We start from the raw sequence: 17,164 nt of genomic DNA, 5'->3' as shown, positions 1-17,164 counted from the left end.
ATTCAGAATAAGATAGTATCAAGACAAATGTGAAGAGGTGATCCAGGTGCGATTAAGCAGCACTTTACGTGGTAGCGCTTTCATCACTCTCTTATTGTCTTATTTGGCCGTCTTCCTGCTACCTCTTGCCCTCGGATCCATATTGTACACGAAGACAAGCAACATTATGGTCGAAAATGCGAACCGGGCGAACCTTGCGATGTTGGAGCAGCTCCGCCAAGTGATGGACATCAAGCTCAAGGACGTGGAGCAAATATCCCAGCAAATCGCATTCAATTCCAGGCTGCAGTGGCTGATGAGCAACGCGGACACCGCCGAAAGTTCGGACGCCTACAAATTTGTGGAGTTTGTGTCGGAACATATGTCGCGCTATCAGAATGCAAGCGACTATATCCGCGATTATTACGTTTACCTTGGAGCGAACGATACGGTTTTATTACCTTCCTCCAAAACGACGGCAGACACGCTGTTTCACCGTTTATATCGTCCCATCGGCTCCGACTTCAATACATGGCGCAGCGGGCTCATCGATCATCCCCACTATCAGGACTATATTCCCGTTACTTATGAGACGCCTAATAGCAAACTGGATACGATTACGTTTGTTCAGACGCTGCCTTTGGGGGAACTAAGCGCTCTTCGCGGAGCGCTTGTCTTCCTGCTCGATATGAATAAAGTTCGCAGCATGCTGACACCGATTGAATTCGCCTACCAAAGCTCCGTCTTCATTCTCGATCGCGAGAACCGGCTTCTCGTCGGGAATAAGGACGATGCGCTTCTCTGGAATCAACACCAGCTTGCCTCGCTGAAGAGCGGAGTGCCCTACGAATATGAAGATCAAGGCGTCGATAAGATGCTGCTGCATACCGTATCCGAACGCAACGGATGGAACTATGTATTGGTCATGCCTAAGGATGTGTACTTGGAAAAGGTCCACACGCTGAAAAACTGGATGATGACCCTCCTCCTGATCTGCCTGGCCGGCGGGGGAGCGGCGATCGTTTTTTGGCTGCACCGTAATTATACTCCGCTGCGGGACGTCGTACGCGTACTGCAGAAGGAGAAGCCTGGGAGGGCGGCGCTGCCCGCCAACGAATACGAATTCATCCGCGAAACGATCCGGATGACCATTCATGAAGAGCGGGAGCTTCGGCATATATTGTCCCGTCAGACTCCGGTCATTCAGGCAAGCTTTCTATCCCGCTTCGTCCGCGGGCATGTGGATGTGTCCCGGATGACCGATGAGTCGCTTCGTTTCATGGATATTCGCCTCATCTCCGAATCCTTTGCCGTAATCTTGATCGATATCGCCGATTTCAGCGGCTTCAGCAACGATCAATCGGAGCGGCAGTGGGCGCTCGTTCGATTTATTATTTCCAACGTCGGCAACGATCTGATTCGTGAGCGGGCATGGGGGTATTCGGTGGAACTGGATCAGAACCGCGTCGCGCTGCTTATCAACTTTTACAAGGAAAGATGCGCTGAAGCCTCGCTGGTGCTGGACGGCATCGCCGACGGGCTCATGCAGGTGATTGAACAGAGGTTCAAAACGTATATTACGATTGCGATCGGGGACATGCACGAAGGCATGGAAAGGGTCGGCGAGTCGTACTTCGAAGCGCTTAGTGCGCTGGATTACAAAATGTATCGAGACCATAGCGCGATCATTCGCTACAGGGAAATTGCGGCAGCCGACCGGCATTACTATTATCCGATCGAAACGGAAATGCAATTGATCAATTTCACCAAAAGCGGCGATGTAGAGAATGTAGATAAACTGATCGGCAATCTGTTTCATGCGCATTTCACCCAGCGGCGGATCACGCCCGAAATGGGAAGAAGCCTGTTCAATAACATGGTCAGCACGCTCTGGAAAATCATTAACCCGATGGACCCGTTCTACAGCGAAGTGTTCGGGGAGCAATTCGAACCGTTGAAAGATCTGTCAGCCTGCTCGACCGTCGATGAGATGAAGGTCAAAATCCGGGAGTGGTTCCTCGCCCTATGCCATTATTTGAACGTGAGCCGCACCCGCAACAGCCGGCAGCTGTCCGAACGGATTGCTCAATACATCGAGCAGCATTACGGCGATGAAATGCTCAGCCTGACGATCATCGCCGAACAGTTTGAATTAACTCCGCAGTATTTGTCCGCACTGTTCAAGAAACAGATGGGTTTGAACTTGACGGATTATGTAACGAGAGTCCGTATCGATGAAGCCAAGAAGCTGATGAAAGATAAGAAGCTGACCTTCATGCAAATTGCGAATAAAGTCGGTTACGCGAGCGATATCGGGTTTATTCGGGTATTTAAAAAATACGAAGGAACGACGCCTGGCAAGTACCGCGAATCACTTTAAGGATTAGAACTTCAAACGACCTAAAGTAGGAGAGAGGCCTAGCGGCCCCCCCTCCCCAAAAAGCTTCTTGTGACGCTTAGTGACCTTCCGATTCGATCAGCAGGGGCTAAGAAGTTTCAAGCTACACTCGGAAAACGGCTTTTGCCCATGGATACTCCGGGTCTTCTTGTGTACCGTCTTTATACGTCGAGATCAACGCCCACCTGTCCTGACCGGAAATGTTCGGATAGGAAGCATGGTATAACAAGTCATGAAAAATAATGGCGTCGCCTCGCGAGGCCAGTAAATCGACAATCGGCTGACCGTCAAGATCCTGCTCTTCCAACCGATTTTTGAAGCCGAGGCCGTCCGAGGCATCGCCGCCATGACGCGCTGCCCCTTTGAGGTGGGATCCGGGCACGACTCTCAGGCAGCCATTGTCGGGTGTGGCATCGTCCAAGGCAATCCACACGGAAACTTTATGACTTCCTTTCCAATACGGATAATCTTGATGCCATGGCGATCCGAAATCGGTTGATGCATTTTTGAAAACAAGCTTATCGCTTAAAAAAACGACATCGTCTCCGATGATTTCTTTTAATGCATTGACCAGAACAGGATGTGCCGCTGCTTCCTTAAAAACGGCGCTAGCCACGGACATGCCTAAATAAACGCCTTCCTTTCCTACCCCGTATTGTTCCAGCACTTTTTGCGCTTCTTCCTTATACAGCTTGACTTGTTCCTCAGAAAATGTTTGTTTCAGTACGGTATAACCGGTTCGCTCATATTCGAGCTTCGCATGGGTTGTCATAGGATGACGCCTCCTTTTATTCCTTGCACGATCTAGCTTAGCGCAGCTTGGCATGAATGAATATGCACAAATCCCGATACTTTGTGTCTGAATCAAGCATGAGAATCTTTCGGTAGCCTCTGATCAAATCCGTGCACAAAATCGCTTTTCCCCTGCATTGAGGCAGTGGCGCAAATCCGTCATACTGTAACCATGTTCGAACCATGAATGCTCTCTCCGGTAGACCTTATAGGAGCCGCAGCTAAAGGTCGCTTTGCGCAGGAATTATAGACGCATGTTTTTCGTTACCGGTATAGCACAATATAGTACAATGAGCAGAAGAAAGGGGCGTTGTGCTATGCCTTTAGAGTTGATTCACTCCACCTTCGATTTTGAACGGATTCGACTGATCGTGGCCGGTGATTTTATCGTGAAGCCAGGCTGGATATACGGTCCGGTTTGTTACCATAATCATCAGATCGTTTATTTTCCAGTCGGCACCGAAACCAAGTACGTATGTTCTAATAAAACCATTGTTCTGAACAAGCCGTGCATCATTATTACGCCTCCGGGAGAGACGTATTCCTATGAGTTCGACAAATCCCAGCCGGTAAGACATTTGTTTATTACTTTTTACTGGGAAGCAGGTACCGATAATCATCTTACGCAACCGCCAAACGAATCCGTCTGCCTGCATTCCGTGGAAGAGACGTTCGTTCCGCTGCTCATAAAGCAAATCTTGTATTTGTCGAATAAAAAGGTTTATTTATGGGAAGAGCGCTGCAAGCTGCTGCTCGCTTCGGCACTGGCGGAGCTGGAGGGATTGAAGGGGATGCCTTCATCCAAGTTCGCGCCGATCTCCGATACGAAGCATTCCCTGCCCGTATTGAAAGCTTTAGATTATATCGACCGCCATTTGACGGAGCCGATCACCGTCGACCGGCTCGCCCAAGAGGCAGGCTGGAGCCACGAGCATTTTACCCGGAAGTTCGTCCAGTATACGGGGATGACACCGCAAAAAGCGATCATCAAACGCCGAATCGAACGAGCGTGCCAGTTGCTGGTGCAAGAGAAGTGGAACATTTCCGAAATCGCGTATGCCGTCGGTTTTCAAAACGTCCATTATTTTTACAGGACATTTATGAATATGAAGGGGATGACCGCCTCCCAATACCGGCAAAAATATTCTTCCCCTCAACTTAAACACCTGTCTCCCGTCAATGAATTGGAAGAGTCTTACCCGCTAAACCATTATTATTACTATTCGTGAAAAGGAAGTGAGCGGAAGCAGCAAGGAAACATTGATCCGTACATAGGGGGAGGGCCGGAAATGAGCAATCCATGGGTGATCCTGCTAAATGCCGTTGTCTTGTTTGGGGGTTAGCCGGCTGCAGCGGGGACCAGAAACAGGGGGAAAGCGGCGGTGACGTGAAAATGCCGGTAATTTACCAACCAGCAACCGTCTCAATCGGTATCGTGAGAAGCTATTTGACGGATGCCGAAATTAAGCGCAATTTGGCCATGATTGCCGGAATGAACTGGCTTGGCGATTTGGCCGATGTACGCAAATCGACATTCACATGATGATGATGTCGGCAGTCAGCAAAAACAAAGACGATGCGTTACGGATAGTGGAAGTGATGACCTCCGATGAAGTGCAGCTTGATATGGCACGGTATGGAAAAGTATCGGTACTGAGAGATAAAAAGTTTGAACAAGAGTTTGCCAAAGATATGGATTTTTTGAAAGGGAAAAACATTCAGGCCGTGTTTAAGACAAGACCGCAGCAATCTTTCCCTCCGACTGAGTACGGTTCCATAGCCTTTAACGAAATTACGAATCTGATGAAAACAATTGTAGCGGATAAGATCGACACGAATACCGCGCTGCGCAATTATGATGAGCTGATGAATAAGAAGCTCGCGGAAATGAAATAGCTCGGACTGACAATGGGGATGTGACGGAGGCGCGGATTTGTGAGAATCCGCGTTTTTTTGTGCAACGAATCACGCAACGAATAAAAATACCATTATTGTACAACATAAGTTGGAACGCATAATGATTATGATTTTAGGGGACGGATGGATGGGATATCTTCGTAACTGGCTCAGAAGCAAAAAGCACTATCCCGTGGGACATCAAGCAAGCGAGCCCTCCCTTTTACAGCTTAGCGAAAGATTACATGACAACATTTCCGTTTTGCAAAATCTGCTCACACTAACCCCTGACTTGATTATTCGCCGCTTTCACATCAAATCCACCGGCGCGCTGGGGGCACTCGTATATATTGGTGAGCTTACGGACCGAAAAGCGGTAAATGATAATTTATTGCGGCCGCTAATGCACGAATCGGCCGAGGACCTCGAAACCGATAGCATCATTACGATTGGCGATGTACGGCATACCTGCGATATGTTTCAGGTAGAGCAAGCTATACTGCAAGGGAGAAGCGTACTGTTTATAGAAGGCAGCCGAAAAGCGCAGCTTTTTGACACGCAAGGTTGGCCGCAAAGAGCGATTGAAGATCCTCAGCTCGAAGCTTCCATTAAAGGATCGCACCAAGGGTTTGTAGAGACGGCCGGCCAAAATATAGCCATGATTCGCAGATTCATCCCTAACCGTGAATTGAAAATAAAAGAATATACGGTGGGTGAGAGGGGAGTAACGAACGTCAGCATTTTGTACTTAGCGGACGTTGCGAATCCGGAAGTTCTTCAAGAGCTGGAAGACCGAATTCAAAAGATTGATGTGGATGCCATACTCAATACGGGAGAGCTGGAGGAATTCATTGAGGACAACCCATACTCTCCATTTCCGCAGTTTTCCTCCACGGAACGTCCCGACTCGGTTGCCTCGCAAATTTTGCAAGGCAGACTTGCCGTCGTTGTCGATCGAACACCTGGTGTTCTGATCGGACCCGTCTCTTTTGTTACGTTTTTTCAGAGCGTCGATGATTACAGTATACGCTGGCAAGTTTCATCCTTCCTGCGAACCATCCGCTTCATGGCATTTTTTGTTACCATTTTACTGCCGGCGATCTATATTGCGGTCATTTCCTTTAATTTCGAAGTGATTCCACTGCAATTGTTGTTGTCCGTAGGAACATCCAGAGCCGCCGTTCCGTTTCCTCCTCTCGTAGAAGCTTTCATTATGGAGCTTACTTTGGAGATGTTAAAGGAAGCGGGAATTCGGCTGCCGGCACCGATCGGGCAAACGGTAGGGATTGTAGGCGCCATAGTCATCGGGCAGGCAACGGTACAGGCGGGTGTTGTCAGCAACATCATGGTTATCGTTGTTTCCTTGACCGCGCTCGCTTCTTTCATTATTCCAAATCACGATATGTCCGCAGCCATTCGATTGATCCGTTTCCCGATGATGCTCATCGCCACGTTTTTCGGACTCGTAGGGGTTGCCATCGGTTTGATGGTGTTGATCGGACACCTCATCGCGCTGGAATCGTTAGGAATGCCTTATTTCAGCCCGATCAGCCCGATGAAATTCGCTGATTGGAAAGATACGTTCATTCGGTTGCCATTATGGAAAATGAACAAACGCCCTTTAAGTGCAAACCCTATACAAGAAATACGGCAAAGATCGAATCATCGGAAAGGTGACGATTAATGAAAATAGATGCGCGGAACGAAATTTCAGTTTTACAGTTCGCGTTTATGATTCATGGGGCACAGCTCGGGGTCGGACTGTTATCCTTACCTAAGGAATTAGCGAAAACGGCCGGAACCGACGGGTGGATTTCTTTGCTCATCGGATGGGTAATTGCCGTCATATGCAGTCTCGTCATCATTCAAGTGATGGCAAAGCATCCTGGAACGACCGTATTCGATTTGTTATACCGGTATTTCGGAAAAGCTCTCGGGATGCTACTGGGGGCTCTTCTTTCCTTATATTTCTATTTTACATTTTTCACAAGCTTCTTTGCTTCCGTCCATGTTTATAATGAAGAGTTGCTGCCCAGAACACCTACTTACCTGATCGTTCTATTGTTTGCCTTTCCGGTGTATACGATAGCGCGGCATAAACTCCGGGTATTGGGACGCTATGCGGAATTGTTATTTTGGGGATTTTTATGGCTCGTTCTGTTGTATCTTTATCCGCTCCGAGATGCGGAATGGAAAAACCTTCTGCCTGTGCTTAAGGAAGGATGGTTCCCTGTATTCGGCGCGGTGAAAACGACGGTGTTTTCGTTTCTCGGGTTTGAAACCGCGTTCATCCTGTATCCGCTTTTGAGCAATAAAAAGGCGGCCGTAAAAGGCGTTCTGCTTGGCAATACCTTGACGATGATCGTATACATGATCGTTATCATGGTCTGCTCTACTTTTTTTTCGCCAGACGATATTACTTCGTATAACCTGCCCACACTGAAGGTTATCAAAATCATCGAGTTTCGTTTTTTGGAACGCATTGAAATTATTGTTTTGATCGGATATCTATACATGCTTTCAAGAGTTTGGATATTTTATTTGTACAGTGCCGTGTACAGCACAAGCCGGCTGTTTGGAATGGATGATCACCGTCCCTTTTTGCGCGTATTTCTAGCCTGTATTATCGTTTTCTCATTATTCTACGCTCCTACATTAGAACGGGTAGACCATCTTAAAAAGTTGTTGAACGAGTTGGGGATTTATATCTCGTTTGCTTTCCCCGTATGCTTATTGGCCTATACGAAACTTGTGGGTGTGATCCGAAGGGGGAATTAGGATGAAGCGCGTTTGTATGTTCATCTTCGTAGGGATGAGCATCCTGATTTCCGGGTGCTATGATCAAACGAATCTGGAGGAAGTCTCGTTTACCCTGATGCTTGGATTGGATGTGGACGAAGACAACAACATGATTGTATATTCTTCAAGTCCGGTCTTTAATAAAGAAGCAAAGGAGAAAGTCGAGGTTCAATCGGTGAAAGCTCGAACGATACGGGAAGCTCGCAACAAGATCGACTCGACAGTGACGGGAATTACGATTGCCGGTAAAAACCAGTCGCTGCTTCTCAGCATGCGGTTCATCCGTCAGAAGAAAAATTGGATTGAAATGTTGGATCTTCTTTACCGTGAGCCGAAGCAGAGCGCCTCCCCGCGGGTCATTCTGGTTGATGGACCGTTAAGTGAAATCTTCAACTTCACGCCGGAAAATAAGCCCCGGCTGCCCATTCATATGCGAAAACTAATCGATACGGCCAATCGCAGAAACATCACCGTATTAACGAATGTGCAGGAATTTCGCCGGCAAATAAAAGAAAAGGGAATCTCGCCCGTCATTACGGAAATAAGAAAGGACACGAGAGATATCAAAGTGACCGGAACAAGTTTATTGACGAGTGAAGGCAAGTATGTTGATTCCCTGAGTTTATTCGAATCTACGCTTTTGTTAATTTTGCAAGATAAAATCGATGGCGATGCTTCCCTATCGATTCCAGTTAAAAGTTCGTCGAATGCAGACGATAACAGCCGCGATTACGTCGCGATCAATATAGGCAAAGTGAAAAGAAAAATGAAGACCGCCTATGCCGCGGGTACGTTCCAATTCGATGTAACTTTGAATCTCATGATTACGCTGTATTCCCGAGACTTTGAATACAATGTTGTAAAGAACAAGGATGAATTGGAAGCCGCGATTAGCAAACAATTACAGAAAGAATTGACGGCATTGATTGCGAAATGCCAGTCCAACCGTGTCGATCCTTTCGGCTTCGGTCTTTATGCTCGGGCTTATCAATATCCCTCCTGGAAAGTGGTCCAAGATCATTGGGAAACTACATTTGCAAAAGCAAAAATACAGATCAAAACGAAAGTTGAATTCCAATCGGAAGGCGTCACGGAGTAAACGGATCGTTGAGCCGCGAAAACCAATACCCATTACAATACATATATAGATATAAATGGAACATATGGAGAATATTTCTCGTGCGACCGGAGCATAACATAACTAACTAGATGTCATCAAAGGGGAGTTTAGCATGCACAAACCGTTTCCGGAAGATCCATCCATAGACAAGGAATTATCCGGTGCTATGGTATCGTCGGATCTGGCCGGAAACGTCAGCCATTTGAAAAAGCTGTTTACGGACTGTTCCGATGTGGTCTTTCAACCTGTTCAATTACATCATAAGTTGGCGGCTACCGTGATGTATATCCGCGGCATGATCAATATGGAACTGCTTGACGGCTACGTACTCACCCCTCTCAAAAAAATCGATTCCGATCCGCCCGAGACCATTTCTAAAATCTGTGAGCAAATCACGATTTCAGACCATAAAGAACTTCAAACTATCGGCGACATCGTTAACGACGTATTGGACGGCAGGGCGGTGCTGATAATGGACAAGCTTGCAGGCGCACTGTCGCTCGGATTAACGAGCTTTGAAAAACGGTCCATCGAAGAACCGTTAGCAGAGGCCGTGGTACGAGGGCCCCGCGAAGGGTTCATTGAATCGCTAGGCGTAAATACTTCTTTAATTCGCAGAAGACTCAAGACGCCAGCATTAAAATTTGTATCTTTCACCGTAGGCCGGTATTCCAAGACGGAACTGAATGTAGCCTATATTAAGGGCATTGCCAAGCCGGAAGTGGTAGATCAGGTGATGAACCGGATCTCTCAAATCGATATGGACGGCGTCATGGAGAGCGGGCTCATCGAGGAACTACTGGAGGGAGACAATTATTCGCCGTTTTCCCAATTGCAGATAACGGAACGCCCCGACGTAGCGGCATCATGTCTTTTGGAGGGCCGCGTCATTATCATTACGGATAATACGCCTATGGTTCTTATTGCCCCGACGACCTTCTGGTCCATGCTGCAATCTCCCGAGGACTATTACCAGCGCTTTATTATAGGCACCCTTATCCGTTGGCTGCGATACCTGTTTTTACTGGTCGCAATGCTTGCTCCGGCCGTGTATGTGGCGGTGTTAACTTTTCATCAGGAAATGGTACCAACGACGCTGCTGCTTCGCGTTGCCAAATCAAGGGAGGAAATTCCGTTCCCGGCGCTGTTGGAGGCACTAATCATGGAAGTAACGTTCGAAGCATTGCGTGAAGCCGGAGTTCGGCTGCCAAGACAGGTGGGATCCGCCGTCAGTATTGTAGGTGCGCTTGTGATCGGCCAAGCCGCCATCCAAGCCGGACTGGTTTCGGCGCCGATGGTTATGGTTGTTGCCATTACCGGGATATCCTCATTTATGATGCCACAATACCCGACCAGTATCGCTTTGAGAATTCTTCGTTTTCCCATTATGATTTTATCCGGCATCCTCGGATTGTTCGGGCTTATCTTAGCGATGCTGTTTATTATTAGCCACTTGTGCATTCTCCGGTCCTTCGGCGTGCCTTACCTCGCTCCGTTATCGCCTATTTATCCGAATGCCTTGAAGGATGTACTGATTCGCGCTCCACGAAGCAAGATGAGATGGCGTCCAGCATTTTATACGAGGAAGAGAAATCTGATAAGACAGAGCGGTAAGCCCGATGAGCAACAATAAGCGCAAAGGCCGCATCGGAAGGAGTCGGGAAATGAGATTATACGTATTGTTTCCGCTGCTCTTGCTTGTAGCTCTGCTGGCCGGCTGCTGGGACAAGATTGAAGTGAATGATATGGCCATGATCGTATCTGCGGGCATTGACAAAATCGATGACGATCAGATTGAGCTCACGGTACAAGTATTTATCCCGAATCCTACCGCTACGTCAGATGGGGCGGGGAATGGAGGCGCCGGTGGGGAAGGCAATGTTTATACTTTTTCAACGAAAGGCAGCTCTATGGCAGAAGCTTTAACGGATCTGCAAAAGAGGCTACCTCGTTATTTCACGTGGAGCCATACCAAAGCTTATGTGTTTGGCGAGGCGCTGGCCCGGCAAGGAATGCATGATGAATTCGATTTCTTGTTCCGAGATATTCAGCCCAGGGAACAAGCCAATTTTTTTATATGCAAAGGGACGGCCAAAAAGTTACTCAACTCCCAAATTGATCCGAATACGTATGAAACATTAATCAAGCTTTCCCAGAAGCCAACCACTCGCTCCTCTACAATGCATGAGGTCGAAGCGTTGATTAGCGGCGAATCCGGTGCATTCTTGTTGCCTACCGCAGACTTAACGACCATGCTCACAAACGGGGCCGAAAAAAGGATCCTTTCCATCAGCGGACTGGCGGTTATACATAAGAAGAAATTGGTCGGTTTTTTAGACAATGAGTGCACAACGGGACTACGATTATTACAACATGCTGTGCTTGGTCGCAATATTACGTTAACCAGAAAAGAAGAAGAGGGAAGCATCATTATTCGGGTGATGCATAGTGACATGAAGCTATACCCGTCCATTAACAACGGAAAGTGGAAAATGCGGGTCAAAGTGAAGCTGGATGCGGATGTCGTGCAAAACTCGACCAAACTAGTAATCGCCAACGGTTCGGACAATTTGCGAAAAATCGAAGGCGCGTTTAATGAAGAGATCAAACAAACGCTAATTCACACCATGGAACAGCTGCAAAAAAAACTGAAAACGGATGTGGTCGGCTTTGCTCGAGCTTTTCATAAAAAATATCCTCATGAATGGAGCAGAGTAAGAGAGGATTGGACGCCAGTCTTTCAATCCATTGATGTGGAACTTGAAACGAATACACGAATCCATCGTCCTGGAATAACCAATGTTCGGGTAACGCAATGACCAATGAAGAGGAGAAGATAGGGTATGGATGATATGACGTTAACCAACCGTCAGTTGTTTTGGATGATGGTGAGCATGCAGGTCATCATGACGATTTTGCTGACCACTTCCCCTGCCATTCAATCCGCCCAGCAGGATGCATGGTTATCCAGTATTTTAGCGACAGGAATCGGTAGCGGAATAGCCTATATAAGCGTAAAGCTCGGCACTTTTTTTCCTGGACAATCTTTAGTTAGCTATAGCCGCCTTCTGCTCGGAAAATGGTTGGGCAGGATGGTTTCGAGCCTTTATCTCATTTTCTGGATTATCACTTTAGCCGTGATATTAAAGCAGTTTAGTCTGTTTATTACCGGTACCATTATGCCCAAGACGCCGGTACCCATCATTATCATATTGATGCTTATCGTTGTACTGTATCCTACCATGCACGGCGTAGCGGTCATTGCGCGTATCTGCGAATTGACGGGGCCGATTATTTTGATCGGCGTAGTAGGACCGATGTTTTTAGCTGTGAACGAGATGAAAGCAGACCGATTGCTGCCGGTTTTATCGGATAACGGGTATCTGAGCATTATGAAAGGTTCGCTCCCGACAGCCACTTTTTTGGGCGATTGTATTATGACGCTTGTTCTTGTCTCTTTCATCATCCACCACAAACATACAGTCCGTCATGTCGTGTCCGGCGTAATGGTTTCGGGTATCCTTGTTTTCCTTTCCATTCTTGTAAGTATCCTAATATTTGGCCCTCATGTAGCTGCCGGTTACCCATATCCGATGCTAATGATCGTAAGATCGATTTCACTAGGCGGCATTGTTGAAAACCTTGACGCCATTGTGATCACCATCTGGATCATGAGCATTTTTACGAAATTGTCGTTATATTTGTTTGTTGCCGGTTACGGAACTGCACAGTTATTCGGTTTGAAGGATTGGAGAAAGCCGATGTGGATCATTGCACCGGTATGTATGATCTTGGCTTTAATTCCATTCAACTTTGAGGAAATTTCGGTCATATTTCCAACAGTAGTAGCCGTTCGATATTTATTTCCCATATGTATGGTAGGAGGTCCGTTATTACTGTTTCTTGTGGCGCTGATCAGGCGAAGCAAGATAAAGGGTGTTCATGGTTGAATCAGACATGCCAACGTACATGCAAATGTCTACGCATACGATACTCTGCCGCGGCCGTGATGCCGCTTTTTGCACATCCAGCCTTTCAATTCGTCCGTTCAAGGTCATCCGGTCATAAACTATGCGAACGGTTTCAATGTCAGAAATGATTCTTGGCAGTTGTAGGATCATCGAGAATAAGCTATAGTAAATTTTGTAGTCCGCATTGGTTTTCAAAGATTTTACATATGACGCTTGCATAGTTCTCAGATTATTGCGGAAATAAAGTTTGGTTTCAAAGAAAGTAGGCCATCAGGAAGGTGAAGTCGTGTGGCGGTAGATAGGAGAAAAGAAATCATTAATTTGCTTGAACAAAGCGGAACGGTCCGTGTAGGAGATTTGAGCCAGCGGTTCGGGGTAACGGATGAAACGATTCGGCGCGATTTGGAACGTCTGGAATCCGAGGGTCTCATTGTCCGCACGCATGGTGGCGCCGTATTGAGCCATCGGGACAAAGGCTTTGAACCTCCTGTACTGCAAAGGGAATCGATTCGTCAGGAGCAAAAGCAAGCAATCGGCAAATATGCGGCATCGCTTGTGGAAGAAGGCGAAATCATCGCACTGGACGCGAGCACGACATGTCTGCAAATCGTCAAGCACTTGCCCGATATGCCGCTTACCGTCTTGACCTATTCGCTTGCCATCGCTAATGAATTAGTCAAAAAACGTAATATATCGATGATATTGATCGGCGGCAACTTCGACAGTGACTCCATGGCCATAACGGGGATGTCCGCAGAAACTATGGTGGAAGGGTATCATGTCGATAAGTTTTTCTTTTCATGTCAGGGCTTCGACCGGCTGCGGGGAGTGAGCGAACCATATGAATCTCATGCGCGTCTGAAAAAAAAGATATTGAACATATCGGATCAACTGATTTTGGTCGCTGACAGCAGCAAGTTCCAGCGAAAATCGCTAATCCGGTTGCTTAGTTTGGAGGACGTGCACATGTTAATAACCGATAAGGGATTGCTGGAGGAAGAGACCGGGATTCTGGAAATCAAAGATCTTAAAGTGGTTTATGCGGAATAAATAACCGACAACAGGCACGATTCGGCTTGCTCTGTACATAACAGTAAACCCCTACGCTGAGTGGGGGTTCTTTGTCATGCCGTCTTCGAGTCAGTTCAACTTTGATCAGCCCACAATGCATCGTCGGGCAATGTACATTCATCCTAACTTTTAGTTTGTCACAAATGTGGTTTATGCAAAATACATGTGAGGGAATAAGACATTTGTCCGGATAAACATATTAATAACCACGTAATAACAACATTTATCTTAAAAAAATATTTGAAACAAATAAATAATTGTTGATACCGGAATATCGCTGTTGTAATATTAACATGTAGGATAATGGTTGGTTCCGGAACCATCGGTCTTATTGCCGGGTCTATTCGACCGTATTTTTGGATGAGTGTTATGTGCTCATTGCAAATGAAAGGAGGGATGTCCACATATGACTTTAATCGGACCTTCTTTGATGTGCGCAGACTGGGGTAAATTGAAGGATAGTGTAGACATGCTGGAACGCGGCGGGGTGAATTACTTTCATTTTGATATTATGGACGGCAGCTTTGTGCCGAATTTTACGATGGGGCCGGATTTGCTGAAGGCGTTGCGAAGCTATACGAACAAGCCGTTCGATATCCACTTGATGGTTCAAGAGCCGGAACGGTATATCGAAATGTTTGCCGAAGCAGGAGCGGATTGGATATCGATTCATGCGGAATCCAAAGTACACTTGCAGAGAGCTTTGCACAAGATCCGGGAGCTGAATCTGAGAGCCGGTGTTGCTCTAAACCCGTCGACGCCGCTGTCTGTAATGGATTATGTATGGGACGATGCGGATTACGTTTGCCTGATGACGGTCAATCCCGGATTTGCAGGGCAATCGTTTATTCCCAGTATGTACAAGAAAATCGCAGATCTTGACCAATTGATCGCGGAGAACGGCTCGCGGATTGATATACAAGTCGATGGCAATATCAGCTATGAAACCATTCCTAAAGTGATGAAGCTTGGGGCAACGATGCTTGTATGCGGCACCTCTAGTTTGTTTAATTCCAATGATTTGGAGCAAAAGGCTGCGCAATTGACAGCATATGTTAACGAGCAATACAATCAGCTATCGCAAAGAAGGAATGCCTAAGTACATGACCCGGTCGTTCCTTTAATGTTACCAGACGTGTAGTCATGTTCTGAGTCGTTAATCCCAGAAAGGGAGATGCAGATATGATAGATAGTCTTCGAAACGAGCAATCCATCCTTCTCGTTGGGCATAGAGGTTATAAATCGGCGTATCCGGAAAACACGCTGCTGGCCTTCGCCAAGTCGCTGGAAATGGGGATCGACGTGCTTGAATTCGATCTCAGAATGACCAAAGATAAAGTCGTCGCGGTAATCCACGATGAAACGGTGGACCGGACGACAAACGGAACCGGCAAGGTGAACGAATATACGATAGCCGAGCTCAAGCGGCTGGACGCCGGAGGCTGGTTTGACCATATCTTCGCAGGTCTCAAGATTCCGACCCTGGAAGAACTATGCAAGCTGCTGCAAGCGTTCCCGAACGTTTTGTTAAATGTAGAAATTAAACGGGATGTAAAGGCCAAAGAAACCGCGGATTTGACGATCGCGATGCTTGCCGAATACGGATATCTTTCGCGCTGCGTATTCACTAGCTTTGATGCGGACATCGTCGCCTATATTCACGATGATTATCAATTAAAAACACAAGGTTTTCCCGAGGAGCTGATGTCCAATTTCGACCCCGGGATGGATGGGACCTATTCCAAGATGTGGTCGGTCGGAATCAGCATGAAGCTGCTGACCGCCCAGCGGGTTCAGCGGTTCCGAGAGATGGGCATGGTGATCGGATGCTACTGCACAGACACGGAAGAGCAGGTGAACGATGCGCTGCGATGCGGAGTAACCTTGCTCACGTGTAATGATCCGCTACCGGCCATGAGAATCCGTGAGAACATACAAAAAGGATGATTGCAATGATGAAAGCTTGGCCGCTGCACGCTGTCGGCGATATTCGAATGGAAATCAGGCCGAAGCCGGTGCCCGGCCCGGGTGAGGTTCTGCTTCGTGTAAGGGCGTGCGGAATATGTGGTTCGGACATTCCACGCGTATTTTCGAAGGGGACGTATTCGTTTCCGACGGTACCCGGCCATGAGTTTGCGGGCAGCATAGAGGCGGTCGGAGAAAGTGTCGACGAGTCGCTGATCGGCCGGGGCGCTGCCGTATTTCCGCTGTTGCCTTGCCGTGCATGCAGTGCTTGCGAAATCGGGCAGTTCGCATTATGCGAAAACTATGATTATATAGGATCGCGGCGGGACGGCGCGTTTGCCGAATACATTGCCGTCCCTGTGTGGAACCTGCTTCTGCTGCCGGACGGTGTTTCATACGAAGAAGCGGCCATGGTTGAACCGGCAGCCGTGGCGGTCCATGCCCTCCGGCAAGCCGGTGTGGGCATCGGCGATACCGTACTGATCTATGGAGCCGGACCGATCGGATTGATGATCGCTCAGTGGGCCGAGGCGTGGGGCGCCGGGCGAGTGCTGCTCATCGATATAGAGGACGAGAAGCTGGCCTTTGCTCAAAGTCGCGGTTTCGCACACACGTGCAACGCGGCCACAGACGATGTGCCGGCGTGGGTCCGCGGGCTTACGAACGGACGCAGAGCCGACGTGACGATTGAAGGTGCGGGCAGCTCGGCAGCACTGGAGAACGCCATGCATACGACACGCCCATTCGGGAAAGTGGTGCTCATGGGCAATCCGTCGGGCGATATGAAACTGACGAAAGACGGGTACTGGAACATTTTGCGTAAAAATCTGACGGTTGTCGGCAGTTGGAATTCGTATTATGCGAACGTACCGGTTAACGAATGGCGGCTTACGCTTGATTTTATCGCATCGGGCAAGCTGCGTTTGGAGCCGCTGATCACGCATCGGGTACCGATTGAAGGGATCGGCAGCGCTTTGCAGATGATGCGTGACCGCAGCTCGTTCTCCGTCAAAGTAATGTATTGCGCCCATTGAAAGGGTAATTCAATACAAAAATAACAACAAGAACGAGGCTGCCGCGGCAGCCTCAATTCACCGTCAGTTCATGATAATCCCATTAAACAAGTGTTCATTCCCAAGCATTAGGTTAATGATGAAGTAAAATAATGGAGAA

Annotated in this window: 15 protein-coding genes; 14 read left to right on the top strand and 1 reads right to left on the bottom strand. The window is 47.7% G+C overall.

The window, feature by feature from the left end; genetic code table 11:
* Positions 1 to 46: 46 nt before the first annotated feature.
* Complete coding sequence (locus ACFQI7_RS00595) at positions 47 to 2,359, top strand: helix-turn-helix domain-containing protein (RefSeq protein ID WP_218096475.1); 2,313 nt, start codon at positions 47 to 49, stop codon at positions 2,357 to 2,359.
* 121 nt (positions 2,360 to 2,480) lie between these two features.
* Here ACFQI7_RS00595 and ACFQI7_RS00590 read toward each other — a convergent pair whose 3' ends face one another.
* Positions 2,481 to 3,149, bottom strand: a complete 669-nt coding sequence (locus ACFQI7_RS00590; RefSeq protein ID WP_218096474.1) for a phytanoyl-CoA dioxygenase family protein — start codon at positions 3,147 to 3,149, stop codon at positions 2,481 to 2,483.
* A gap of 337 nt (positions 3,150 to 3,486) precedes the next feature.
* On the opposite strand from ACFQI7_RS00590, the gene ACFQI7_RS00585 reads away from it, so the two are divergent.
* The 13 genes from ACFQI7_RS00585 to ACFQI7_RS00525 all read left to right on the top strand — a co-directional run bounded on the left by ACFQI7_RS00585 (position 3,487) and on the right by ACFQI7_RS00525 (position 17,025).
* A complete protein-coding gene (locus ACFQI7_RS00585) occupies positions 3,487 to 4,398 on the top strand; it encodes a helix-turn-helix domain-containing protein (protein ID WP_218096473.1) in 912 nt (303 codons plus the stop codon).
* Between the two features lie 158 nt (positions 4,399 to 4,556).
* Positions 4,557 to 4,712 carry a hypothetical protein gene (locus ACFQI7_RS00580; protein ID WP_377516536.1) on the top strand — a complete coding sequence of 52 codons (156 nt, stop codon included), beginning with the start codon at positions 4,557 to 4,559 and terminating at the stop codon, positions 4,710 to 4,712.
* Positions 4,709 to 5,065 carry a type 2 periplasmic-binding domain-containing protein gene (locus tag ACFQI7_RS00575; RefSeq protein WP_218096471.1) on the top strand — a complete coding sequence of 119 codons (357 nt, stop codon included), beginning with the start codon at positions 4,709 to 4,711 and terminating at the stop codon, positions 5,063 to 5,065. Before ACFQI7_RS00580 ends, ACFQI7_RS00575 begins: the two co-directional genes overlap by 4 nt.
* Positions 5,066 to 5,213: 148 nt before the next feature.
* On the top strand, positions 5,214 to 6,749 hold the full coding sequence (locus tag ACFQI7_RS00570; protein WP_218096470.1) for a spore germination protein: 1,536 nt from the start codon (positions 5,214 to 5,216) through the stop codon (positions 6,747 to 6,749).
* Positions 6,749 to 7,843: a GerAB/ArcD/ProY family transporter gene (locus ACFQI7_RS00565; protein ID WP_218096469.1), complete on the top strand. Its 1,095-nt coding sequence runs from the start codon at positions 6,749 to 6,751 to the stop codon at positions 7,841 to 7,843. The genes ACFQI7_RS00570 and ACFQI7_RS00565 overlap by 1 nt, the downstream gene beginning before the upstream one ends.
* Before the next feature lies 1 nt (position 7,844).
* A complete protein-coding gene (locus ACFQI7_RS00560) occupies positions 7,845 to 8,963 on the top strand; it encodes a Ger(x)C family spore germination protein (RefSeq protein WP_218096468.1) in 1,119 nt (372 codons plus the stop codon).
* A 133-nt stretch (positions 8,964 to 9,096) separates the two neighbouring features.
* Positions 9,097 to 10,617, top strand: coding sequence for a spore germination protein (locus ACFQI7_RS00555; RefSeq protein ID WP_218096467.1), 1,521 nt, complete (start codon positions 9,097 to 9,099; stop codon positions 10,615 to 10,617).
* A gap of 46 nt (positions 10,618 to 10,663) precedes the next feature.
* Positions 10,664 to 11,803 carry a Ger(x)C family spore germination protein gene (locus ACFQI7_RS00550; RefSeq protein ID WP_218096466.1) on the top strand — a complete coding sequence of 380 codons (1,140 nt, stop codon included), beginning with the start codon at positions 10,664 to 10,666 and terminating at the stop codon, positions 11,801 to 11,803.
* A 24-nt stretch (positions 11,804 to 11,827) separates the two neighbouring features.
* Positions 11,828 to 12,934, top strand: a complete 1,107-nt coding sequence (locus ACFQI7_RS00545) for a GerAB/ArcD/ProY family transporter (protein WP_218096465.1) — start codon at positions 11,828 to 11,830, stop codon at positions 12,932 to 12,934.
* A 309-nt stretch (positions 12,935 to 13,243) separates the two neighbouring features.
* The gene (locus tag ACFQI7_RS00540; RefSeq protein WP_218096464.1) at positions 13,244 to 14,005 is read left to right on the top strand and encodes a DeoR/GlpR family DNA-binding transcription regulator; all 762 of its coding nucleotides are present in this window, start codon (positions 13,244 to 13,246) and stop codon (positions 14,003 to 14,005) included.
* A 427-nt stretch (positions 14,006 to 14,432) separates the two neighbouring features.
* Positions 14,433 to 15,125 (top strand): ribulose-phosphate 3-epimerase, encoded by a 693-nt coding sequence (gene rpe, locus ACFQI7_RS00535; RefSeq protein WP_218096463.1) that lies wholly within the window; start codon positions 14,433 to 14,435, stop codon positions 15,123 to 15,125.
* Between the two features lie 83 nt (positions 15,126 to 15,208).
* On the top strand, positions 15,209 to 15,973 hold the full coding sequence (locus ACFQI7_RS00530) for a glycerophosphodiester phosphodiesterase family protein (protein WP_218096462.1): 765 nt from the start codon (positions 15,209 to 15,211) through the stop codon (positions 15,971 to 15,973).
* A 5-nt stretch (positions 15,974 to 15,978) separates the two neighbouring features.
* The gene (locus ACFQI7_RS00525) at positions 15,979 to 17,025 is read left to right on the top strand and encodes a galactitol-1-phosphate 5-dehydrogenase (RefSeq protein ID WP_218096461.1); all 1,047 of its coding nucleotides are present in this window, start codon (positions 15,979 to 15,981) and stop codon (positions 17,023 to 17,025) included.
* Positions 17,026 to 17,164: the final 139 nt, after the last annotated feature.

Origin of the sequence: Paenibacillus allorhizosphaerae (assembly GCF_042659105.1) — a bacterium.
Lineage (GTDB): Bacteria > Bacillota > Bacilli > Paenibacillales > NBRC-103111 > Paenibacillus_G > Paenibacillus_G allorhizosphaerae.
The sequence above is the reverse complement of the archived record's forward strand: the minus strand, read 5'-3'. Positions and strand labels throughout refer to the sequence as shown.

Coding starts and splice junctions, on each gene's coding strand:
- ACFQI7_RS00590 (WP_218096474.1), bottom strand. CDS start 3,149: ATGACAACCCATGCGAAGCTCGAATATGAGCGAACCGGTTATACCGTA.
- ACFQI7_RS00585 (WP_218096473.1), top strand. CDS start 3,487: ATGCCTTTAGAGTTGATTCACTCCACCTTCGATTTTGAACGGATTCGA.
- ACFQI7_RS00575 (WP_218096471.1), top strand. CDS start 4,709: ATGATGATGATGTCGGCAGTCAGCAAAAACAAAGACGATGCGTTACGG.
- ACFQI7_RS00570 (WP_218096470.1), top strand. CDS start 5,214: ATGGGATATCTTCGTAACTGGCTCAGAAGCAAAAAGCACTATCCCGTG.
- ACFQI7_RS00565 (WP_218096469.1), top strand. CDS start 6,749: ATGAAAATAGATGCGCGGAACGAAATTTCAGTTTTACAGTTCGCGTTT.
- ACFQI7_RS00560 (WP_218096468.1), top strand. CDS start 7,845: ATGAAGCGCGTTTGTATGTTCATCTTCGTAGGGATGAGCATCCTGATT.
- ACFQI7_RS00555 (WP_218096467.1), top strand. CDS start 9,097: ATGCACAAACCGTTTCCGGAAGATCCATCCATAGACAAGGAATTATCC.
- ACFQI7_RS00545 (WP_218096465.1), top strand. CDS start 11,828: ATGGATGATATGACGTTAACCAACCGTCAGTTGTTTTGGATGATGGTG.
- rpe (WP_218096463.1), top strand. CDS start 14,433: ATGACTTTAATCGGACCTTCTTTGATGTGCGCAGACTGGGGTAAATTG.
- ACFQI7_RS00530 (WP_218096462.1), top strand. CDS start 15,209: ATGATAGATAGTCTTCGAAACGAGCAATCCATCCTTCTCGTTGGGCAT.
- ACFQI7_RS00525 (WP_218096461.1), top strand. CDS start 15,979: ATGATGAAAGCTTGGCCGCTGCACGCTGTCGGCGATATTCGAATGGAA.